At 72.6% G+C, this 20357-nt stretch carries 19 protein-coding genes and 1 pseudogene; 9 read left to right on the top strand and 11 right to left on the bottom strand.

All coding sequences use genetic code 11. The features are described 5' to 3' along the window. Nucleotides 1–38: 38 nt before the first annotated feature. The 7 genes from ACIBG6_RS16645 to ACIBG6_RS16615 all read right to left on the bottom strand — a co-directional run bounded on the left by ACIBG6_RS16645 (nucleotide 39) and on the right by ACIBG6_RS16615 (nucleotide 7464). A complete protein-coding gene (locus ACIBG6_RS16645) occupies nucleotides 39–983 on the bottom strand; it encodes a poly-gamma-glutamate hydrolase family protein (protein ID WP_399223296.1) in 945 nt (314 codons plus the stop codon). Nucleotides 984–1000: 17 nt separating this feature from the next. Next, entirely contained in the window at nucleotides 1001–1591 is a 591-nt protein-coding gene (locus ACIBG6_RS16640; protein ID WP_399223295.1) for a hypothetical protein, read from the bottom strand. Beyond that, nucleotides 1578–3209, bottom strand: coding sequence for a substrate-binding domain-containing protein (locus ACIBG6_RS16635; protein ID WP_399223294.1), 1632 nt, complete (start codon nucleotides 3207–3209; stop codon nucleotides 1578–1580). Before ACIBG6_RS16635 ends, ACIBG6_RS16640 begins: the two co-directional genes overlap by 14 nt. Beyond that, nucleotides 3206–4426, bottom strand: coding sequence for a toxic anion resistance protein (locus tag ACIBG6_RS16630; protein WP_399223293.1), 1221 nt, complete (start codon nucleotides 4424–4426; stop codon nucleotides 3206–3208). The genes ACIBG6_RS16635 and ACIBG6_RS16630 overlap by 4 nt, the downstream gene beginning before the upstream one ends. Next, nucleotides 4423–5553: a hypothetical protein gene (locus tag ACIBG6_RS16625; protein WP_399223292.1), complete on the bottom strand. Its 1131-nt coding sequence runs from the start codon at nucleotides 5551–5553 to the stop codon at nucleotides 4423–4425. Before ACIBG6_RS16625 ends, ACIBG6_RS16630 begins: the two co-directional genes overlap by 4 nt. A 222-nt stretch (nucleotides 5554–5775) precedes the next feature. Then, complete coding sequence (locus ACIBG6_RS16620) at nucleotides 5776–6174, bottom strand: hypothetical protein (RefSeq protein WP_399223291.1); 399 nt, start codon at nucleotides 6172–6174, stop codon at nucleotides 5776–5778. Nucleotides 6175–6252: 78 nt separating this feature from the next. Continuing rightward, nucleotides 6253–7464, bottom strand: a complete 1212-nt coding sequence (locus tag ACIBG6_RS16615) for a pyridoxal phosphate-dependent aminotransferase (RefSeq protein WP_399223290.1) — start codon at nucleotides 7462–7464, stop codon at nucleotides 6253–6255. Nucleotides 7465–7582: 118 nt separating this feature from the next. Here ACIBG6_RS16615 and ACIBG6_RS16610 point away from each other — a divergent pair, with 118 nt between their 5' ends. Further along, on the top strand, nucleotides 7583–8077 hold the full coding sequence (locus ACIBG6_RS16610; RefSeq protein ID WP_399223289.1) for a hypothetical protein: 495 nt from the start codon (nucleotides 7583–7585) through the stop codon (nucleotides 8075–8077). A 103-nt stretch (nucleotides 8078–8180) separates the two neighbouring features. Continuing rightward, entirely contained in the window at nucleotides 8181–9611 is a 1431-nt protein-coding gene (gene mptB, locus ACIBG6_RS16605) for a polyprenol phosphomannose-dependent alpha 1,6 mannosyltransferase MptB (RefSeq protein ID WP_399223288.1), read from the top strand. Nucleotides 9612–9630: 19 nt separating this feature from the next. Here the strand turns inward: mptB and ACIBG6_RS16600 are convergent, their stop codons facing one another. Continuing rightward, nucleotides 9631–11238: an amidohydrolase family protein gene (locus ACIBG6_RS16600; protein WP_399223287.1), complete on the bottom strand. Its 1608-nt coding sequence runs from the start codon at nucleotides 11236–11238 to the stop codon at nucleotides 9631–9633. A 20-nt stretch (nucleotides 11239–11258) separates the two neighbouring features. Next, nucleotides 11259–12524, bottom strand: coding sequence for an alanine racemase (locus tag ACIBG6_RS16595; protein WP_399223378.1), 1266 nt, complete (start codon nucleotides 12522–12524; stop codon nucleotides 11259–11261). Nucleotides 12525–12654: 130 nt separating this feature from the next. Between ACIBG6_RS16595 and ACIBG6_RS16590 the strand changes: the two genes are divergently transcribed. Genes ACIBG6_RS16590 through ACIBG6_RS16580 form a run of 3 tightly spaced genes read left to right on the top strand, consistent with a single transcriptional unit; the run spans nucleotide 12655 to nucleotide 14914 of the window. Next, entirely contained in the window at nucleotides 12655–13746 is a 1092-nt protein-coding gene (locus ACIBG6_RS16590; protein WP_399223286.1) for a sugar kinase, read from the top strand. Next, entirely contained in the window at nucleotides 13743–14504 is a 762-nt protein-coding gene (locus ACIBG6_RS16585; RefSeq protein ID WP_399223285.1) for an IclR family transcriptional regulator, read from the top strand. The genes ACIBG6_RS16590 and ACIBG6_RS16585 overlap by 4 nt, the downstream gene beginning before the upstream one ends. Continuing rightward, nucleotides 14501–14914 (top strand): RidA family protein, encoded by a 414-nt coding sequence (locus tag ACIBG6_RS16580; protein WP_399223284.1) that lies wholly within the window; start codon nucleotides 14501–14503, stop codon nucleotides 14912–14914. The genes ACIBG6_RS16585 and ACIBG6_RS16580 overlap by 4 nt, the downstream gene beginning before the upstream one ends. A gap of 57 nt (nucleotides 14915–14971) precedes the next feature. Here the strand turns inward: ACIBG6_RS16580 and ACIBG6_RS16575 are convergent, their stop codons facing one another. Both ACIBG6_RS16575 and ACIBG6_RS16570 read right to left on the bottom strand, forming a co-directional pair. After that, nucleotides 14972–15838: a hypothetical protein gene (locus tag ACIBG6_RS16575; RefSeq protein ID WP_399223283.1), complete on the bottom strand. Its 867-nt coding sequence runs from the start codon at nucleotides 15836–15838 to the stop codon at nucleotides 14972–14974. A gap of 138 nt (nucleotides 15839–15976) precedes the next feature. Further along, nucleotides 15977–17356, bottom strand: coding sequence for a M14 family metallopeptidase (locus ACIBG6_RS16570; RefSeq protein WP_399223282.1), 1380 nt, complete (start codon nucleotides 17354–17356; stop codon nucleotides 15977–15979). 71 nt (nucleotides 17357–17427) lie between these two features. Between ACIBG6_RS16570 and ACIBG6_RS16565 the strand changes: the two are divergent. The 4 genes and pseudogenes from ACIBG6_RS16565 to ACIBG6_RS16550 all read left to right on the top strand — a co-directional run. Continuing rightward, nucleotides 17428–17808 (top strand): annotated as a pseudogene (locus ACIBG6_RS16565) (serine/threonine protein kinase); the annotation flags it as partial. Between the two features lie 96 nt (nucleotides 17809–17904). Further along, a complete protein-coding gene (locus tag ACIBG6_RS16560; RefSeq protein WP_399223377.1) occupies nucleotides 17905–19041 on the top strand; it encodes a hypothetical protein in 1137 nt (378 codons plus the stop codon). After that, nucleotides 19038–19700, top strand: a complete 663-nt coding sequence (locus tag ACIBG6_RS16555) for a hypothetical protein (protein ID WP_399223280.1) — start codon at nucleotides 19038–19040, stop codon at nucleotides 19698–19700. The genes ACIBG6_RS16560 and ACIBG6_RS16555 overlap by 4 nt, the downstream gene beginning before the upstream one ends. A gap of 2 nt (nucleotides 19701–19702) precedes the next feature. Beyond that, a complete protein-coding gene (locus ACIBG6_RS16550) occupies nucleotides 19703–20356 on the top strand; it encodes an RES family NAD+ phosphorylase (RefSeq protein ID WP_399223279.1) in 654 nt (217 codons plus the stop codon). The last annotated feature ends 1 nt before the right edge of the window (nucleotide 20357 follow it).

Genomic DNA, 20357 nt, shown 5'->3' with positions numbered 1-20357 from the left:
CGGAGCCCCCTCAGGCTCCGGGGGCCGGCGCATGTCCGCTACAGGATCGGCTGGCCGGCCTCGACGGTGGCGATCGCCCGGCGGCAGGCGTCGCGGAAGCGCTCGAACCTGGTGTTCCAGGTCGTAGCGCGGCCCCCGCGGGAGGAATGGTCGTCGAAGAAGCTCTCGCGCAGGTCCGTGGTCAGCTCCAGCTGGGCGCCCATGGCGAGCATCGTGCGGTTGCACGGGTTGTTCGTGTGGCTGCCGTTGAACTCGCTGAGCGTGGCGGAGTACCGGGGGTCGTAGGCGTCGACCGCCTGGAAGCCTGCGTTGTTGATCTCGGTCACGAGAGCCGAGCGGAACGCGGCGTTGAGGCCGCCGACGACGGCGACGCCGAGGTCTCCGGTCGGCGGGTAGACGGCCGTGGGCAGGTTCAGCTGCTCGAACTTGCAGCCGTGCAGGGACAGGACGTTGAGGTGGCTCGCCACGGTCGCCAGGGCGACGTGGTCGTCACAGTTCTTCGAGGTGACATGCAGGGCGTTGTTGCCGGTGGAGAGCAGGCCCTCGAACATGAAGTAGTCGTGCACGGTCGGCAGGACCGGGGGACCCGCGGGGTCGCCCTTGTCTTCGCCCGGGGCGCTGCCAGGGCTGTAACCGGCGATGCCCAGGCACAGCTCGCTCGTGCCCTTCTCGATGCCGCCGCCGTGCAGCGCGAGGATCGCGGTGCGCTGGAAGGCGTACTTCTCGCTCATCTTGAGGTCGAACTGCTGGTGGCGGCGGTAACGGCGGCTGTACGAGGTGCCCTCGACCCACTTCGGGTTCTCGTAGACGGCGGTGTTCGAAATGGGCTCGGTCGGGTCCGGAAGGGTCTCGACGAGGGGCACGGCGGCCGAGGCAGGAGCGGCGGCGGCGAGCTGGCCGAGGACCGGGGCTCCCGCGGTGGCTGCCGCGGCCAGCGCGGTCAGGAGGGAGCGGCGGGATGCGGACTGTTCGAAAAGTGTCATGTGCGGACCGTAGTCGATCAGTTGCCGCGTCCTTCCACGTATTCCGTGTGGATCTGCTGACGGATCGCTTCCGCTTCCTGGAGGGCGGTGGCGATCGCCGTCGCCTCCTCGTGGAGCGCGGCCAGCTGCCGTTCGAGGTGACTCTCCGGCGCCTCGGCGCCCGAGGTGAACCGCGACCACCACCGCGTCCGTACGAAGGTGTCGACCGCCTCCGGGATGTCCAGGCGGACCGCGCGGGCCAGGACGTGGAGGTGCTCCGGGTCGCTCACCCAGCCGGGTTCGAGCAGGGCCTCGACGAGGGTGTCGAGCGCCGTGAGCCGCTCGCGGGTCGCCGACGGCAGCTCCACCTCGGACAGATACCCGCGCAGCTTGGTGAAGTCGGCTCGCAGGGCGTCCAGTTGCTCGTCGGCGCTCGGGAAGTGCGGGGTGTCCGGACGCTCGGGCGGCGCGATCAGCGCCCCCGCCCCGTACAGGCCCACGACCACCAGCGGCCACAGGGAGCCCGCGGCTCCGGTGAGGGTGAGCGCGAGACCGGCCAGGCCGGCGGCGCAGCCCGTCAGGTTCTTGCGGGACTCGGCGTACCGCAGGAGGCGGTTACTGGTAGCCACGGATCTCCTCGAAGGCGCCGTCCAGCGAACCCTGTCGGGCGTCGAAGAGCTTGCCGCCGGTCAGGCTCGCGATGTGGTCGAGCTCGCCGCGGTCGGAGTCCCCGAAGAGGATCGGGAAGACCGGGGTGCGCTGCTGCTCGGCGGGCAGGGAGCGGTAGAAGGTGTCGAAGGCGGAGGCCGGGTCGCCGTCGGTGTTCTCCCCGTCCGTCATGAGCACGATCGAGGTGAACGCGTCGCCGGGGGCGGTGCCACCGGAAGAGGTGCCGAGGAAGCGGTACGCCTCCTGGACGCTGGAGTAGATCGCGGTGCCGCCGGAGGCCGAGAGGTTCCGGGCGTCGGTCCCGATCGCGTCCTGCGCCGCCTTCGGCGAGGCCGGGTCGACCGTGTGCGTACGGACCTCGCCCTGCTTCACCGCGGAGCCGAAGGGCATCAGGGTGACCTCCTCCCGGTCCCGGAAGTCGCCGGTGAGCTCGGCGAGCGCCGTCTTGAGGCGTTCGAGGCGCTCGCCCGCCATGGAGCCGGACGTGTCGAGGACGTAGACCGTGCGGGAGGGCCTGCGCAGGGTGTTGTCGTACGCGTCGAGCAGCCCGTCGGCGACGGCCCGGCTGCCGGGGAACGGCAGCTCGCGCCGCTGGTCCTCGGCGAGCGCGGACGCCGGCGGGACGCCGAGGACCACCGGGCGGCGCAGGGTCGTGTCGGTGATCCGCCGCTGGGCGTCCGGGGTGCGCAGGTAGGTGGTGAGCCGGCCGGCCGCCTCCTTCGCCTCGGTGCGGGCGGAGGTGAGCAGGGTGAGCGGGTAGTCGGCGGTCACGACGCCGTCCGACGGACGGATCACGGTGAGCTTCCCGGGCGCGGACAGCAGCACGGACTCGTAGTTCACGAGCGCGTCGACGTCGGCGCGGCGGCCGTAGGCGGTCGCGAGCCAGCCGGAGGAGCCGGAGGTCAGCTTCTGGCCCGCGAAGAACTCCTTCAGCCGGGGAGTGGCTCGGGTGACGTCCTGCTCGGTGAGCGCGGACTGGGCGCCGGAGAGTCCCGAGGCGACCGAGACCAGCGCGGAGAAACCGGAGTTGGAGCGCATCGGGTCCGTCATGCCGTACGTCAGCTTCTTCTCGGCGACCGCCTTGTGCAGCTGCGACCAGGTGACCTTGGCGGGGTCCCAGCCGAGGCGGGTGACGGCGGCGGGCCGGATCCCGAGGGCGACCGGCGAGGTCATGATCGGGGTCTCGCCGGTGATCCGCTTGGCGGTGTCCGGGCGGAGCCTGAGGTAGTCGTTGGAGGACAGCCAGATCGCGTCGTACGCCTTCTCCGCCTCACCGGAGGCGATCTGCTCGACGGCGTCGAGGGTGCCGGCGTAGGTGGGGCGGACGGTGACCCCGGTCGCCTCGCGGGCCTCTTCCAGCACGGGGGCCATGTCGGCCAGCTCGGAGGAGGCGAGGACGCGGAGGGTGCCGGGGGCGTAGCTCGTGCCGTGCCGGTCGGGCGTCGGGCGGCTGCCCTGGCCGCCGGAGGAGCTGTTGTCGATGGTGGAGCAGGCGCCGCCGGTGGCCGTGACGAGCAGGGTGAGGGCGAGGCCGGCGAGGATACGCCTCAGGAAGCCGCTGCGCGGGGTGCGGGTCATGCGGGGCCGCCACCCTCCAGGGCGCCGGTGCGGCGGCTGCGCTCCAGATGGGAGCTCGCCTGCTGGAGCTCGGAGGTCAGGGACCGGACGGTGGTGGCCATCGACTCCGTCGCCTGGACCTTGTACGTGTCGATGGCGTCGAGGGTCGTGTAGATCTGCTGGAACGCCGTGCGGAGCGTCTCCGCTCCCACCGCCGGGTCGGCCGCGATCCGCTGGATCTCGCCGGCCTGCTCGGACAGCATCCCGGCGTTGCTGGCGATGAGGTTCTCCGTCGTCGACCGGAGGGCGTCGACCTGCGCGGTGACGTTCCGCTGGTGCTCCAGCGCGGTGGCGAGCATCACGGCGATCCGCAGCGCCGACAGGGTGGTCGTGGCCGCGCGGTCCACGCCCTTGATCAGCTCGGCGTTGTTCCGGCGGACCACGTCCATCGCCATGTACCCCTGGGCGCAGACGGCCAGCTGGGTCAGCAGGTCCTGGTGCTTCTGCCGGACCGGGAAGAGGACGTCGGCGCGCAGCGCGTCCGCCTGGGCCCGGTCCGGGGTGAGGGCGATCCGCTCCTCCACGGCCGCGTCGAGGGCCTCGGTGAGCACCGCGTACTCCTGGAGCTTGCCCATGGTCTCCCAGAGCCGGGCGCGCTCGGTCTGCAACGCCGCGTTGTCGCGCTCCAGTTCGTCCTGACCGCCGCGCAGCGCGCCGACGATCCGGTTCAGAGTGGCCTGCGAGGAGGCGTACTTGGCGACGTGTTCGCGCAGCTTGTTGCCGCCGGGGAGCTTGGAGAGCAGCCCCTTGAAGCCCTTGGCGGGGGTGTCCCGGGGGTCCAGGTCCTCGACGGTGCGCCGGAGTTCGACGAGCGAGGCGCCGACCCGGGTCTGGGCGTCGCCGGCGGACGCGCCGGTGCCGAGCGAGCGGACCGTGCGGTCGAGCATCCGGTTCGACTGCTGGGTGGCGGAGCGCATCTCGCCCGCGCCGAGCGCCGTGATCTCGCCGATGCGGCCGGAGAACTCGGGGGAGCGCGGATCGAGTCCGGAGAGCGAGCCGACGTACTCGTCGGCCCGCCGGGACATCTCGGTACGGGTGGACTCGTCCAGCGGGACGACGCCGGAGACCTGCTCGGCGCGGACGGGCGCCACCGGCTCGGGCGGGGTGAGGACGAGCGGGCTGTCGTTCCCGGGCGGTGTCAGGGCCATCGTTCTTCTCGGATCCTCGGGCGTGGTCATGCGGTGTCCCCCTGGTCGCGGGCCCGCAGCGCCATCTCGTGCAGCACCTTGCTGGTGGGCACGGGCGCCTGGCGGACGCCGGTCAGTGTCTGGTTGAGGTAGGCGGCGTGGTTTTCGGTGGCCGAGGTGAACTCGCTCGCCGCGCCCTGCGGCCGGAAGCCGTGGCGGACCGCGAGCTTGCGCAGTTCGGGGTCGGTGGCGAGGAGTTCGCCGAGCGCCCGGCCGTTCTCGGTGAGCGGGACGAGGGTGTGGTCGCTGTTGACGGTGGTGTCCGGGTAGAGGACGACGAGGTCCCCCATGGGCTTGCCCGCGAGGAGCTGGGCGGCGACCTGGGACTCGTACACCAGGACCAGCGGGTTGCCGACGCCGCTGATGAAGTCGCGGAACGGGGCGTCGGAGCCCGCCTGTTGGGCGCCCTGCACCTGGATCAGTTTGCGCATGAGGGGGGCGGTGCGGGTCACGGCGGCGGCGTCGCCCGCGACCTTGCCGCCGTCGGCGACATAGCTCGCGGCGGCCAGGTAGAGGGCGCCGGAGTTGGAGGCGACCGGATCGGTGGAGGTGATGAAGAGGGTGCCGCTCAGCTCGGCGTGCCCGGCGGAGCCCTTGAGCTGCTGCCAGGTCCGGTCGGCGCGGGCTGCGGCCAGGTAGGCGTCCATCTTCAGGGTGCCGGTCGTCCCGCGCGGGCCGAGGGTCGCGAGGCCGTTGCCCGCGAGGACCCGGGCCGCCGCGCTGTGCGCGACGACGACGAGCGGCGAGTAGAAGGGCCGCAGCGGGGCGGTGGTCGCCTTGTCCTTCGTCTTCGCCTTCGCGCGGAGCCCGTCGGCGGGTCCCCTGGAGGACGGGAAGGCGAAGTCGTAGCCGTCGAGGGGGAGTTCGTCCATGTCCCAGGACCCGGAGGTCTCGGTGCCCACGGCGAAGCCCTTGGCGGCCAGCGCCTTCACGACCTGTGGGTCGGCGAAGAACTCCGCCTTCTCCGACCCGATGACTCCTCGCACGGTCTTCGTTGCCGTGCCTGTGTCCTTGTCGCCGCCCGTCACGAGGACGGCGGCCACGCCGCCGAGGAGCAGGGCGGCCAGGACGATTCCCAGGATGCGTCTCACGCGGGCAGCGTGCTCGCGGAAACCCACATTCCAGGGGGAGTTGGGTGTACGAGGAGTGAAGTGCCGATCCCGGTACCGAACCGGAGCGATGGCTGCCGGATGGCCGCCGGATGGCCGCCGGACGGGAGGCGGGCGGGAGGCGGGAGGAGAGGGGGAGGCGGGTGGGAGGTGGTCGGGGCGCGGTCGTCCTGGCCGTCCCGGGTGGGTGGCGCCCGGTCCGCGCGGTTCGTGCCGCGCGGACCGGGGCCGTCAGGGGGCGCCGGCTGCGGCCAGGGTGGGTCCCCCGGCCAGTGCCGCGGTGTGCGCGTCCATGCGCTCGGCGGCGAGGATCGCGGCGGCCGTGTCGGCCCGGGAGGCGGCGACGACCAGGGCGCGGCCCGCGAGGGCGTGCGCCTTGCGGTGCAGGTCCCGCGTCGGCGAGCCGCTCAGGCCCGCGTGGCGGGCGGGCGGTGCGCCGCGCAGCCGCGCCACCTGGCGGGCGATGAGCTCGCCCGCCTCCGTGTCGCCGAGCTCGTCGGTGACGGCGAGCAGGGCGGACAGGTGTCCGGCGAGCTGGATGTCCAGCTCCTCCTCGCGGGAGCGGTGCGGGTACGCGTGGTCGTCGTCGGCCATCCGGTGGACCGACTTGGTGCGGATCGGTTCGTACATGGGATGGCCTCCTGAGTGCTCTGGGGCCATCCTAGCTTAGATTCTGTCTAAAGTTGAGCGGGGTCTGAGGGTGGCTGGTCAGGGCTGGCTGTAGCCGTCCAGGAACCGGCCGATCCGCGTCACCGCGTCCGCCAGGTCCGCCGCCGCGGGCAGCGTGACGATCCGGAAGTGATCCGGCTCGTGCCAGTTGAAGCCCGTCCCGTGCACGACCATGATCTTCTCGGACCGCAGCAGGTCCAGGACCATCTGCCGGTCATCCTTGATCTTGTAGACGTTCGGGTCGAGGCGCGGGAAGAGGTACAGCGCGCCCTTCGGCTTCACGCACGTCACACCGGGGATCTGGGTCAGCAGCTCGTACGCCGTGTCGCGCTGCTCCAGGAGCCGCCCGCCCGGCAGTACCAGGTCCTCGATCGACTGCCGGCCCTGGAGGGCGGCGGCCACCGCGTGCTGCGCCGGCATGTTCGCGCACAGGCGCATGTTGGCGAGGATCGTGAGGCCCTCGATGTACGAGGTCGCGTGGTGCTTCGGACCGCAGACCGCGAGCCAGCCGGAGCGGAAACCCGCCACCCGGTAGTTCTTGCTCATCCCGTTGAAGGTGAGGCAGAGGAGGTCGGGGGCGATCGCGGCGGTCGGCGTGTGCGTCGTACCGTCGTAGAGGATCTTGTCGTAGATCTCGTCCGAGCAGACGACCAGGTTGTGACGGCGGGCGATCTCCGTCAGCGAGCGGAGCATCTCGTCGTCGTAGACGGCGCCCGTCGGGTTGTTCGGGTTGATGATCACGATCGCCTTGGTGCGGTCGGTGATCTTCCGCTCGATGTCGGCGAGGTCCGGCATCCAGTCGGCCTGCTCGTCGCAGCGGTAGTGCACGGCCGTACCGCCCGCGAGCGAGACCGAGGCCGTCCACAGCGGATAGTCCGGGGCCGGTACGAGGACCTCGTCGCCGTCGTCGAGGAGCGCCTGCATCGACATCTGGATCAGCTCCGAGACGCCGTTGCCGAGGTAGATGTCCTCGACGGAGAGCGCAATGCCCTTCGTCTCGTAGTGACTCATCACCGCACGGCGGGCCGACAGCAGGCCCTTCGCGTCGCCGTAGCCGTGTGCCTCGGAGAGGTTGCGCAGCACGTCCTCGAGGATGGCGGGCGGACACTCGAAGCCGAAGGCGGCCGGGTTGCCCGTGTTGAGCTTGAGGATGCGATGACCCGCAGCCTCAAGCCGCATCGCCTCTTCGAGCACCGGACCCCGGATTTCGTAACAGACGTTGGCGAGCTTCGTGGACTGGATCACCTGCATGCCGAGAGCTTACGGCGGGGTGGGGCGGGACGCCTCGTGTTTTGGGACACGTCGGACACGGCGCCCCGATGTGACCCCCGTCGTACCGGCGGTGTCGTGCTCCCTACAATTCGGGCCCATGAGCCAGCACGACCCCGGCGCCGCCGGCCCCCGGCGCGCGCGCCGCCACGCCTCCGCACGCCGGAGGCGCGGTCCGGTGTGGCTGATCGCCGCGGGCGGGATCGCCGTCCTCGGTGCCGCCGCCGCGCTGCTCGCGGGCGGCTCCGGCACGAAGGGCGGCACGGGCTCCCCCGACGGCGGCCCCGGCGGGCTGCCCGCGCTGATCCAGGCGGACCCGTCCGACCCCTCCGACCCGTCCGCCCGCGACGGTGAGGCCAGTCCGTCCGGTCCGTCCGGTCCGACCGGCGCGTCCGATGCCTCCGCCTCCGCTCCCGCGTCGCCCCAGGGGGGTACGACGCCCTCCGCCACGGCCGGCGGCCAGGAACCGACCGCTGCTCCGTCCGGGTCCGGGACGACCACTCCGGCCGCCGACTCGACGACGGAGGCGGCTCCCACCGGCGACCGGTCGACGAAGCCCGGGAAGGGGCGCGGCCCCTCCAGGCGACCGAGATAGGGGCGGGGGCGACGGTCGTCGACGGCCCGGGTCCCCGGCGGCGGGAGCGGGTGCCCGGCGGCGAGGTCGGGTCCTCCGCCCAGCCGGGATAGGTTGGCACGTCATGTGGGTCTTCAGTGCTTCCGGATGCCGGTGGCTGGGTGCTGCCGGATCGCTCGCCGTCGCCGTGGGCGGGTGGGCCGCCGGGACGCTGCCCGTACGCGGCGGCTGGGGACTGTGGGAGCCGCGCGGCTCCGCGCTCGCCGTGGCCGGCGCCGTCCTCGCGTACCTCGGCCTGACCCTGCTCGTCGCCGCCTGGTGGCGGTACGGCGTCCTGCTCGCGCGGGGCGTACGGGACGGGGTCCTCGGGACCCTGGCCCTCTGGACCGCGCCGCTGCTCCTCGCCCCGCCGCTCTACAGCGCGGACGTCTACAGCTACATCGCGCAGGGCGCGATGGTCCTCGAAGGCCACGACGTCTACGGCGGCGGGCCCTCCGTCCTCGGCCCCGGCGACCTCGGCGCGGACGCGGCCGCGAGCGTCGGCGGCCACTGGACCGACACCCCGGCCCCGTACGGCCCGGTCTTCCTGCTCCTCGCCGAAGTGGTCGTGAAGGCGACCGGCGGGGCGATCGTGCCCGCCGTGCTCGGGATGCGGCTGATCGCCCTGGGCGCGCTCGCGCTGATCGTCTGGGCCGTACGGGGGCTCGGCGGGGGCGCGGGGGGCCGGGACGGCGCGGTGTGGCTGGCCGCGCTCAACCCGCTGCTGCTGATCCATGTCGTCGGCGGCATGCACAACGACGGCCTGATGATCGGCCTCATGCTGAGCGGTGTGCTCCTCGCGGTGCGCGGGCGGTGGGTGCTCGGCTGCGTCCTCGTCGGCCTCGCGATGATGGTGAAGTCGCCGGCGGCGGTCGCCCTGCTGTTCATCGGCGTCATGATCGCCCGCCGGGACGGTGGCGTACGGGGTGTGGCGAAGGGGCTCGTGCTGCCGGGGCTCGTGGCGGGCGGGGTCGCCGTGGGGGCGACGCTGGCCGCCGGTACCGGGTTCGGGTGGCTGCGGACGCAGAGTGTCGCCGGCGCCATCCACACGGCGCTCTCGGTGACGAGCGACCTCGGGCTCGCGCTCGGGCTGCTCGTCGCGGACGATCCCGATCCGGTGAAGGGCGTCGTCCAGAAGCTGGGGCTCGTCGTCGCCGTCGGGCTGATCCTCGCGCTCGCGTGGCGCTCGTGGCGGGGCGCGCTGGACCCGGTCCTCGGCCTCGGGCTCTCGCTGGTCGCGCTCGTCGCGCTCTCGCCGATGGTGCAGCCGTGGTACCTGCTGTGGGGGACGGCCGTCGTCGCGGCGGCCGCCTGGCGGAGCAGGGCCGGACAGGCGCTGGTGGTGCTGTCGGCGGCGCTCGTGTACGAGACGGCGCCGTCGGGGCGCACGCCGTGGTACGGGTTCGTGGTGGCGGGTGTCGTGGTGGCGGTGGGGCTGCTGTGGATGCGGCGGGAGCGGTGGCCGGGGGTCACGGGGCGGGTCGCCGCCCCGGACGCGACGGGGGCGCGGTCCTAGAAGGGCGCCGTCCCGCACCTCACCTCGTCGGGGTCCTCCGGATGGCTCGGCCCGCCAACGTGTCCGTGCGGATGCCGTCCTCCATGACGAATCTGCCGTCGATCAGGACGTGCGGGATGCCCACCGGGAGGGTGCGGGGGGACGCGTACGTCGCTCCCGCCGCGACCGTCTCCGGGTCGAAGAGCACCAGGTCCGCCACGTACCCCTCGCGGACCAGGCCCCGGCCCGGGAGGCGGAGGCGGGCCGCCGGGCGGGAGGTCAGGTGGGCGACGCACTCCTCCAGGGAGAGGACGCCGAGCTCGCGCACGTACCGGCCGAGGTAGTGAGGGAACGTGCCGTACGCGCGCGGGTGCGGCTTGAGGCCCTGCAGGATGCCGTCCGAGCCGCCCGTGTGGACCCGGTGCCGCATGATCGTCCGGACGTTCTCCTCGTGGCCCACGTGCTGGAGGATCGTCGTGCCGAGCCGGTCGTCGACGAGGAGCCGGCGGGCCGTCGTCCAGCCGTCCAGTCGGCGGCCCACGAACTCCGTGAGGCCGGGGGCGGTCACTCCCGCGATCTCGATCGTGTGCCAGTCCACCGGCACTCCGTGGCAGCCGTCCGAGCCGACGACCTCGAGGTCGTGGCGGATCCGGTCCGCCGTCTCCTCGTCGCGGAGCCGCGCGAGCACCGCCTCCGGGCCGCCTTCGCTCGCCCAGCTCGGGAGGACGGCGACCAGGGTCGTGCTGCCGGGCGTGTACGGATACGTGTCGAGGGTGATGTCCGCGCCCCCGTCGAGGGCCTCGTCCAGGAGCGCCAGGAGCTCCGGCGCCCTGCCCTCGTTCACGCCGAAGTTCATGGTGGCGTGGGCCAGATGGAGGGCGCAGCCCGCCTCGCGGGTGAGGGCGACCATCTCCGCGTACGCCTGGAGGGCGCCGGCGCCGTACGAGCGGTGGTGCGGGCAGTAGTAGCCGCCGTACTCCGCCACGACCCGGCAGAGCTCGGTGAGCTCGGCGTCCGGCGCGTACATGCCGGGGGTGTACGTCAGGCCGGAGGACATGCCGACCGCGCCCTGCTCCAGGCCCTCGGCGACCAGCTGCCGCATCCGGTCCAGCTCGGAGCCGGTGGCGGGGCGGTCCTCCCAGCCGACCGCGTACATCCTGACCGTCCCCTGCGGGACGAGGTACGCGGCGTTCACCGCGATGCCCCGGCCGCCGTGCGCGCCGTCGAGGCGGTCCAGGTACGCGCCGACCGTGCGCCAGTCGAGGTCGACAGTCGTGTCCCCGGGCGCACCGCCGTTCCAGCCGGCGATCGTCCGCCGGACCTCGTCGAGCGTGCGGTCGTCGACCGGCGCGTACGACAGGCCGTCCTGGCCCAGGACTTCGAGCGTCACGCCCTGCGCGGCCTTCGCGCTGTGGTCCGGGTCGCGGAGCAGCGCGAGGTCGCTGTGGGCGTGCATGTCGATGAACCCGGGGGAGAGCGCGAGGCCCTCGGCGTCCACGACGCGGCGCGCCGTGGGGCGCTGACAGCCGGCGGCGGCGCCCTCCTTGACGATCGCGGCGATCCGGCCGCCGTCGATCGCCACGTCGGCCCGGTAGGACGGGCCGCCGCTGCCGTCGACGACCTCCGCGTCGCGGAAGACGAGGTCCATGCCGATCCTTCCGATTCCTTCTAGAAGAACGTGCGGATGTAGTCGACCACCGTGCCGTCCGCCTCGACCAGCGGGATCAGCTGCCACTTGTCGAAGGACGTGCACGGATGGGACAGGCCCATGCCGACCCAGTCGCCGACCTCCACGTCCGCCTCGGGGGCCGTGCGCAGCCACGCGTGCTGGTCGGAGAGGCCGGTGACGGTGACGCCCTCGGCCGCGCGGACCTCGCCGGTGCGGGCGTCGCGGACCACCTGCGCCTCGGGCAGGTGGAGGTCGTGGGCCGCGTCCCGCTTGCCCGCGTTGGTGAACGCCTGCTCGGCGGTCGGGCGGGAGACGACCTGGGACCAGAGCCTGAACGCCGGCTGGAGCGCGCCCTCTTCGGGGATGCGGTTGAAGGGGGTCCTCTCGCGGTACTGGCCGTCGTCGTGCGAGACGTACGCGCCGGAGCGCAGCAGCTTCAGGACGGGGAGGGAGAGTCCGGGGATCTCCGCGAAGACGTCCGCGACCGCGTCGAACCACTCGCTCCCGCCCGCGCTCACCACGATCTCGCCGATGGCGGGGTCGAAGCGGCCGGCCTTGTCGAAGTCGGCCGCGAGCCCGACCAGCCGGTGCAGCCACTCCCTGACCCGCTCGCCGTCGGCCCCGGGCATGGTGCCCTCGTACCCGGCGACGCCGACGAGCCGCAGGGTGGGGGCGGCCGCGACCGCGTCGGCGACGGCCGTGCACTCCGCCTCGGTCCGTACGCCCGTCCGCCCGGTCGCACCGGCGCCCAGCTCGACGACGACGTCCACGGGGCGGGCGGCTCCCGCCGCGCGCAGCGCCTCGTCCATCAGCTCGACGCCGCGCACCGAGTCGACGTAGCAGACGAAGCGGAAGTCCGGCTCGGCGTCGAGCTCGGCGGCGAGCCAGCGCAGGGCGACGGCGTCGACGAGCTCGTTCGCCAGGAAGATCCTGGCCACGCCGTGGGCGCGGTAGACGCGCGCCTGGTGCGGCATGGCGGCCGTGATGCCCCAGGCGCCGTGCTCCAGCTGGCGGTCGAAGAGCCGGGGGGCCATGGAGGTCTTGCCGTGCGGGGCGAAGGCGAGGCCGTGGCGCTCGGCGTAGACCTCCAGGAGGCGGAGGTTGTGCTCGACGGACTCGGCGGAGAGCGCGAGGACGGGGGTGGTGAAGCCGCCGGTGAAGAGCGAGCGGCGCTGGGCGGCCAGCTCGCCGACGGTCAGACCCTCGGCGTCCGGGGGCAGTCCCTTGAAGCGGTGGTCGACTCGCTCGTTCGCCAGGTCGGGCAGGTCGGGCACAAGGCCTCCTCGTCGAGTGTTGCGCTGTGTGCAACGGTCATTGCGTATCTTGCTCATGGCTGTCTAACATCCGGGCCAAGGCCGGGTCAATGGACCCGTGACAGTCACAGGGAGCCCGAGAGTGAGCGGACACGCGCCCCCGGACACGTCCGCAGACGCGACCACGGACACGTCCGCACCCTCACACGCACCCACGCCCCCGGACTTCGTCTGCCTCGGCGAGTCCATGGTCACCTTCCTTCCCTCCCGGCCCGGCCGCCTCGCCGACGTCCCCTCCTTCGCCCGCGCGATCGGCGGCGCCGAATCCAATGTCGCCTGCGCCCTCGCCGCCGCCGGACACCGCGTGAAGTGGGTCGGCCGCGTCGGCCGGGACGGCTTCGGCCACCACCTGGTGGAGACGATCGGGGCGTACGGCGTGGACGTCACGGCCGTCACCCGCGACCCCCACCGGCCGACCGGCGTCTACTTCCGCACCGACGAGGACCGGGCCGCCGACGCGCACGAGGTCGTCTACTACCGGGCAGGATCGGCCGCCTCGGCCATGTCGCCCACCACCGTCCCGTACGACTCCGTCGCCGACGGCCGCGTCCTGCACCTCTCCGGCATCACGGCCGCGCTCTCCGCCGACTGCCTCGCCCTCGTACGCCAGCTGACCACCCGCCGCCCCGAGCGCCCCCTCGTCTCCTTCGACGTCAACTACCGGCCCGCCCTGTGGCCGGGCGGCGCGGCCGCCGCCGGACCGGTCCTCCGGGAGCTCGCCCGCGGCGCCGACCTCGTCTTCGTCGGCGCCGACGAGGCCGAGCAGGTGTGGGGCCTCACCTCCCCGGCCGCGATCCGCGACGCCCTGCCGGAGCCCGCCCTCGTCGTCGTCAAGCTGGGCCAGGCCGGCGCCGTCGCCCTGGCCGACGGGGACACCGACGGCGCCGGCACCCTCGTCCGGGCCCCCCGCGTCGACGTGGTCGCGCCCGTCGGCGCCGGCGACGCCTTCGCCGCCGGATTCCTCTCCGCCACCCTCCGCGGGCTCGACATGGCCACGCGGCTCCGCCACGGCCACCTCATGGCCGCCGCCGCCCTCACCGTCCCCGGCGACGTCGCCGTCCCTCCCCGCCGCGCCCACGCCGACCGGCTCGCCGCCCTCGACGCCGCGGCCTGGGGCACACTTCACCTCGGCCCCGGCTGGACGGGGGAGGACCAGGAGGTACGTACGCCATGAGCCAGACCGTCGACCGGGCGCTCAGCATCCTGCCGCTGCTCGCCCAGGGCCCCGCCGACCTCGGGCAGGTCGCCGAACGGCTCGGCGTCCACAAGTCGACCGCCCTGCGGCTGCTGCGCACGCTCCACGAGCACGGCCTCGTCCACCGCCAGCAGGACCAGCGCTACCGACTCGGCGCCCGCCTCTTCGCCCTCGCCCAGGAAGCCGTCGAGAACCTCGACGTCCGCGAGATCGCCCACCCCTACCTCGCCGCCCTCAACGAGCAGACCGGGCACACCGTCCACCTCGCCGTGTACGAGGAGGGCGAGGTCCTCTACATCGACAAGTTCGAGAGCCGCTACCCGGTCCGCATGTACTCCCGCATCGGCAAGCCGGTCGCGATCACCGTCGCCGCCGTCGCCAAACTGCTCCTCGCCGACCTGCCCGAGTCCGACCGCCGCGCCGTCGCCGCGAAGCTCGACTACCCCCCGTACACGCCCCGTTCGACCCCGAACGCCGCCGCCTTCCTCAAGGAGCTGGCGACCGTACGCGAACAGGGCTGGGCCACCGACCTCGGCGGCCACGAGGAGTCCATCAACTGCGTCGGCGCCCCGATCCGCGGCGCCGACGGCCGGGTCGTCGCCGCCATGTCGGTATCGGCGCCCAACGTGGTCGTCACGGCCGAGGAACTCCTCGGTCTCCTCCCGCTGGTGCGCCGCACCGCGGACGACATCAGCCGGGAGTACTCCGGCAACACCCCTACCAAGGACAACGGATGACCATCGAGAAGATCGCCCTCACGCCCGCCACCCACACCGCCCCGCCCGCGAAGTTCTCGCACGGGGTGAAGAAGGGCAACATCCTCCAGGTCGCCGGCCAGGTCGGATTCCTCCCCGCCGTCGAGGGCCAGGCCCCGACGGTCGCGGGCCCGACCCTGCGCGAGCAGACCCTCCAGACCTTCGCCAACGTCAAGGCGATCCTGGAGGAGGGCGGCGCGAGCTGGGACGACGTCATGATGATGCGCGTCTACCTCACCGACGTGGACCACTTCGCCGAGATGAACGCCATCTACAACCAGTACTTCCAGGAGCAGGGCCTCACCGCCCCGGCGTCGGCCCGGACGACCGTGTACGTCGGCCTCCCGGCGGGCCTCCTCATCGAGATCGACGCGCTCGCCGTCCTCGGCTGAGACGGGTCCCCCGGGCCGCGCCTGCCGGGCCGCGCCTTCCGGGGCGCGGCCCGCTCGTCAGGTGGAAGCGGGCTCGGTACGGCCTGTGGGGGAGTCGTGCACCTCGACGAATTCCGCGTCCACGAATTCGCCGTCCACGAATTCCGCGTCGACGAACTCCGCGTCTGCCGCGCGGTGTGACGGCTTCGTCAGCTCCAGGCCGGCCAGGTGGTTCTTCAGCCTCTTCGCCATGGGGCGGTAGGTCGCGAAGGTGAGCCCGCCGGAAACGACGGCCCCGACGAGGGGAATGGCCTTCGAGACGGTCTTCGCGAAGGTCTGCTTCGTCATCTGGACGCCGAGGTAGCCCGCGACCTTCTTCACGATCGGATAGACGACGCCCTGGGTGAGCGCCTTCTGGGGCAGCTTCTTGGCGACCTCCTTCGACATCATCCCCGCGATCTGCCCCACGGCGGCGTTCGCCGACTGGGTACCGAACATCACGCCGAAGAAGAGGGTGAGGACGCCCTTGGTCGCGTCGTCGACGCCGTCGCTGTCACCGGAGAACAGATCGGGCCAGCTGTAGAGATAGGCGAGCTTCTGCGCGATGCGCAGCATGTGACCGAAGTACTGGGCCATGTCGGCGGGCACGGTGGCCGGAAGGGCGATGAAGCCGGGTATCCCGGCAGCGGCGGAGAGCGCACTGGCCTTGGCGGTCTCGTAGCCGATGGAGTCGTCGGCCGCTTTGCTCAGTACCTCGAGGGGGATGCCCGCCGCCGCGGGGGACTCCTCGACTGCTCGGCGGATGTCCTCCTCGGAGCAGTAGCGGGCCAGCGCCTTTCGGAGGTAGGCCTCCCTGTTGATGCGCACACCCGGCAGGTTCGCCGCGCTCGCCAGCACTGCGGAGAAGCGCGACTCCGGGTTCTCCACCACGTTCACCTTGGCCATGGCGAGAACCTACAGGACCTGTGTGGATGCCGATCCGCTTTCAACAGGACTGCCAGGCAGGTTCATTGGGGTCGACAGCTGCATGCGATGAAACCGGGTCCGGCGGGACTTCCCGCCGGACCCGGTTCGTTCATCCGCTCAGGCCGTGCAGTACTGCGCCTGCTTGCCGATCGAGCGGTACATGCAGTCCGCGTTCTCCAGGAGCTGGAGGACGGCGTCGCGGTTGCGGCTCGTCTCGCGCTCGATGACCTCGTCGGGCGGGTAGAAGCCGCCGCCGCCGGACGACGACGGGTACATCTCGAACGTGTACCCGAAGATCCTGTGCACGCCCCACAGGTAGTCGTCGATCGAGCCGTCCGTGATGTAGAGGTCGCTGGACTGCTCGGGGGTGTAGCCGTTGCTCGCCGCCATCTTCCCGCCGACGGTCGCGAAGGCGTCGCGGTCGTCCTGGGTCATGCCGGGGGCGGTGTTCGCGGTGGTCCAGCCGAAGGGCCAGAGGACCAGCTCGCTGTAGGTGTGGAAGTCGATGGCCGCGGTGATCTGCTGCTTGCCGCCGACCGTGCGCGAGCGGACGAAGTCGGCGACGACCTTCACCTCGGGGGCCGACTCGGGGGCCGCGCCCCGGTACGTCTCGGAGCTCTTGGAGCCGGAGGAGCCGCCGCAGCAGCCCCACTTGTAGTTCCAGTTCCGGTTCATGTCCGTACCGATGTACGAGGAGCCGGAGTTGGGCTGACGGTTCTTGCGCCAGCTGCGGTACGAGCCGGAGGCGATGTCGTACTCGCCGCCGTCCGGGTTGAGGTCGGGGATGATCCAGATCTCGCGCCCGTTCACGGCGTTGGTGACCCGGGAGTCCGTGCCGTAGCCCGCGCCGAGCTCGCGCAGGAGGTAGAGCGCCATCTCGACCGTGAGGTGTTCGCGGGCGTGCTGGTGGTGGGTGAAGAGGACCTCGGGCTCGGTCTCGTCGGTGGCGACGTTGTCGCTGATCTTGATCGCGACGATGTCCCGGCCCTGGTACGTCTTCCCGATGACCTGCTTGCGCATGATCGAGGGGTAGGCGGCGAGGCGCTGGTCGATCTCCGCGTTCATCTCCGCGTAGTTGTGGTACCTCGCGTCGGCGGAGGGGAAGTCGAGCGGGCCGAGGCCCTGGCCCCCGGGCTCGTCGTGGCCGTGGCCGTCCGCGGTGCTGCGGTTCGGCGGTCCGGGGAGGGCGACCGGCTTGTAGCCGAGCGCCTTGAGGTTCCTCAGCTGTTCGGTGTTGGCGCTGACGACGACCGAGCGGGCGTCGACCTCGTCGATCGAGACGCCGGTGGCGGTGAGCGCGGTGCGGGCGGCCGGGGTGGAGGGTCCGGCGACCTCGTACTGCCGGATCACCTCCTCGGCGCCGGAGGCGATACGGGCGGCGGTCGGCGCCGGGTCGGCCCCGGCGGGTGAGGAGAGAGCGGAGAGGGGCGCCGCGAGGGCGAGCGCCACGAGGGCCGCGAGGGTGGCGGACCTTCTGCCGCGGGTGGGACGTCGCATGGTGTCTCCTGGGTGGGGAGTGTGGGGGAGTGCGACAAACTCGTGCGGGTGTCCGGCCACATGGTGAAGGCATGTCATGCACCGGTCAAGGTGATGAGTTCGGCCATGCCGGCCCGCGGGGGGCCCTCATCGGCGGATACGTCATCGAGCACAAGCTAGGTGAAGACGGCCCAGGAACCGTCCACCTGGCCCGATGGCGCGGCGGGCGCGCCGCCGCCGCCGTGCAGCCGACGCGGCCGGAACTCGCCGCCGACCCGTCCTTCCGCGCCCGCTTCCGCGCCGAGGTCGCGGCGGCCCGTCAGGTCGGCGGATTCCACACCGCGCGGGTCGTCGACGCCGACCCGGAGGCCGAGGCGCCGTGGCTCGCGACCTCCTACATCCCGGGCCCCACCCTCTCAGGCGTCCTCGCCGCCCAGGGCCCGGTGCCTGCCCGCCTAGGGCCTCTCCGCGCCCCGTTTCCGCCCGGCCCGCGACCAGGCGTCCCGCTTCAATGGACGTACGGGGGAGGGAGGTTGTGGGTGGGGCGTGGGGGTGCGATCCTTGCCGCCATGTCGGCCCACAACTCTCCGCCCGATCACGAGTCGCTGATCGCGGAGGTGAGGAAGGTGAGGAGGGCGGGCATCGTCCGGCTGCGTGAACTCCGCCTGCCGGGGCTCAGCGGCCTTGTCGCCCGTACGCTTCCCTCGTCCGCTCCCGGTCGGGACGCGGAGCACAGGGTCGTCGCGGGGATCGAGGGCCTCCTGCGGGAGGCGGTCCACGGCATGGGCGGCGGCACGCTGCAGCTCGCGGCGGAATACAGTCTCGGGCTGGCTCAGGGCACCCGCGACTGGCCCGCGGCCGACCGGCGCCGCCGGGCGGCGCAAGTCTACGGAGTCAGTGTCGAACGGTTCCGCAAACATCACGAGCTGATGGTGCTCGGGCAGGTCGCGGAGCGACTCGTGGGACTGGCCGCCCCGGTGTCCGGGGGCGGTGACCGGAGCGGCTCCGGACGGCTCGTACGCGTCCACCGCGACCTCACCCTGCGGCTCCACGGACGGGGGACCGCTTCCGTGCGGGTGCACGCCCACTCCGTCGACCTGCTGCGTGACGTGGACGTCGTCCTGTCCCCGTCCAACACCCACTTCGCTCTGCCGCCCGTGTACAAGTCCTCCGTCTCCGCCGCCCTGCGCCGCGCCGGCGCCCGTCTCGACGCCACGGGAGGAGTCGTCGAGGACCGCGTCCACGACGAACTGCTCGACTGGGCAACCCGCCACGGGTTACCCGGCCGCGCCGTCACACCGGGGACGGTCGTGCCGACCTCGGCCGGAGCCCTGGCCGAGCACGGAGTCCGTCGGATCTACCACGTCGCCGTGACCCAGCCGCGGCCGGGCACCAACGACTACGACGTCCAAGCCGCCGATGTCACGCGAGGAGTGACCAGGGCCTTCGCCCTCATCGGCCAGGAGGCCGAAGCGTTCTCCCCGCCGCTCCGGTCGATCTGCCTGCCGCTCCTGGGGGCGGGGCGCGGAGGCCTGACCCCGCTGGAGAGCTTCGGCGCGATCTGGTCCGCGGTGGAGGCGGAACTCTTCCGAGGACATCGCTGGCAGCTTCACTTCGTCGTCCGCACCCAGGACCGCGCGGACTTCGTCTCACGCCTGCTCGCCCCACTCACCGCACCGGCGAGCGACGAAGGAGGGGCACGATGAACGCCCATGCCGTGCTGGCCGCCGCGGCGGCGCACTGGGAGCGGCTCGCCGACACCCTTGAAGGCCCCCTGCGTGCGCGACTCGCCGGACCGCTGCGGGTGGTGCGGGAGGGACGCGACGAGGCGACCCGCGACTCGGCCGTCGCCGCCGCGGCCGGGATCCTCCAGGAATGCCTCCCGGACGAGTTCGGCGCGGGACGGCGGGGCCCGTCGGCCGCGGGCGTGCTCGATGATCCGTACCTCGAGGACGCGTACCCCGGTTTCCGCGCCGAGGACCTCGCCGTCCTCCTCCTCGACGGCCACCAGATGGTCGGACCCGTTCTCGGAGCCGTACGCGAGCGGCTCCTCGCCGAGCCCGCCGTGAGCGCCGACGCGCTGCGGGACAGGGGAGGCGATCCCCACGCGGCCGATCTGATCCGGCTGCGCGGTGCGGGCGGCGCCGTGCTCCTGCCGTCCTTCCAGTTCTCGGCGGACGACCTTCCGTGGCTGACCGTCCTGGAGGTGAACCGGATCCTGGAGGCCGGCCGCGACCCCTGGGGGGCCGCCGACTGGTGGCTGTCCGCCAACGCGTGGCTCGGCTGCCGCCCCGCCGAACTCCTCGGCACGGAGAGGGAGCGGAATCTCGCCGGCACCGCGGGACACCTGATGGAGGGGGACTGACCGTGCCCAACGTCCGCCCGCCGCGCACGATGCCCGGCACACCGGGCAAGGTCACCCTGACGCGCGGCACCGTCCTCCACCGCGTCCACTCGGTACGGCGCGGTGCCGCCGACTTCAACCCCGTACCGTCGCACTGCCTCTACGGCGGTGGCCGGTTCGACGCCACCGCCTGCGACCCCTACCCGTACCTCTACGCGGGTCTCAGCGCCGAGGCGGCCCTGTGCGAGACTCTCCTGCGGTCGCTGCCCTTCGATCCGGAGGGCGGCCCGCGCCTGCTGCCCAGGGTCGCCGTCACCGGGCGCAGGCTGAGCCGTATCCGGCTGGAAGCGGACGTGGACGTGGTGCCCCTGATGAACGCCCGCGATCTGGCCGCGGTGCACCAGGACAGCTGGCTCGTGCACACCGAGGCGCACGAGTACGCGTACACCAGGGACTGGGGCCACTGGATCCGCCGGCACACGGACCCGTGGGCCCAGGGGCTCGTCTGGACCTCGAAGCGGGACCCGGGCGAGCGGGCCGTCGTCCTCTTCGGCGACCGCTGCCCACCGGGCGCACTGGATGTCCTCGGTGGCGAAGAGGTGGACTTCGACACGGTGGACGGCGAGGAATGGCTCGACCTCGTGCTCCAGACCTATCACGTGCGGCTCGGGAGATGAC

Origin of the sequence: Streptomyces sp. NPDC050842, from assembly GCF_044456565.1 — a bacterium.
Taxonomy (GTDB): Bacteria; Actinomycetota; Actinomycetes; order Streptomycetales; family Streptomycetaceae; genus Streptomyces.
The sequence above is the reverse complement of the archived record's forward strand: the minus strand, read 5'-3'. Positions and strand labels throughout refer to the sequence as shown.

Coding starts and splice junctions, on each gene's coding strand:
- ACIBG6_RS16630 (WP_399223293.1), bottom strand. CDS start 4,426: ATGACCACGCCCGAGGATCCGAGAAGAACGATGGCCCTGACACCGCCC.
- ACIBG6_RS16555 (WP_399223280.1), top strand. CDS start 19,038: ATGAACGCCCATGCCGTGCTGGCCGCCGCGGCGGCGCACTGGGAGCGG.
- ACIBG6_RS16575 (WP_399223283.1), bottom strand. CDS start 15,838: ATGGCCAAGGTGAACGTGGTGGAGAACCCGGAGTCGCGCTTCTCCGCA.
- ACIBG6_RS16620 (WP_399223291.1), bottom strand. CDS start 6,174: ATGTACGAACCGATCCGCACCAAGTCGGTCCACCGGATGGCCGACGAC.
- ACIBG6_RS16645 (WP_399223296.1), bottom strand. CDS start 983: ATGACACTTTTCGAACAGTCCGCATCCCGCCGCTCCCTCCTGACCGCG.
- mptB (WP_399223288.1), top strand. CDS start 8,181: ATGTGGGTCTTCAGTGCTTCCGGATGCCGGTGGCTGGGTGCTGCCGGA.
- ACIBG6_RS16635 (WP_399223294.1), bottom strand. CDS start 3,209: ATGACCCGCACCCCGCGCAGCGGCTTCCTGAGGCGTATCCTCGCCGGC.
- ACIBG6_RS16610 (WP_399223289.1), top strand. CDS start 7,583: ATGAGCCAGCACGACCCCGGCGCCGCCGGCCCCCGGCGCGCGCGCCGC.
- ACIBG6_RS16615 (WP_399223290.1), bottom strand. CDS start 7,464: ATGCAGGTGATCCAGTCCACGAAGCTCGCCAACGTCTGTTACGAAATC.
- ACIBG6_RS16560 (WP_399223377.1), top strand. CDS start 17,905: ATGTCGGCCCACAACTCTCCGCCCGATCACGAGTCGCTGATCGCGGAG.
- ACIBG6_RS16580 (WP_399223284.1), top strand. CDS start 14,501: ATGACCATCGAGAAGATCGCCCTCACGCCCGCCACCCACACCGCCCCG.
- ACIBG6_RS16600 (WP_399223287.1), bottom strand. CDS start 11,238: ATGGACCTCGTCTTCCGCGACGCGGAGGTCGTCGACGGCAGCGGCGGC.
- ACIBG6_RS16585 (WP_399223285.1), top strand. CDS start 13,743: ATGAGCCAGACCGTCGACCGGGCGCTCAGCATCCTGCCGCTGCTCGCC.
- ACIBG6_RS16570 (WP_399223282.1), bottom strand. CDS start 17,356: ATGCGACGTCCCACCCGCGGCAGAAGGTCCGCCACCCTCGCGGCCCTC.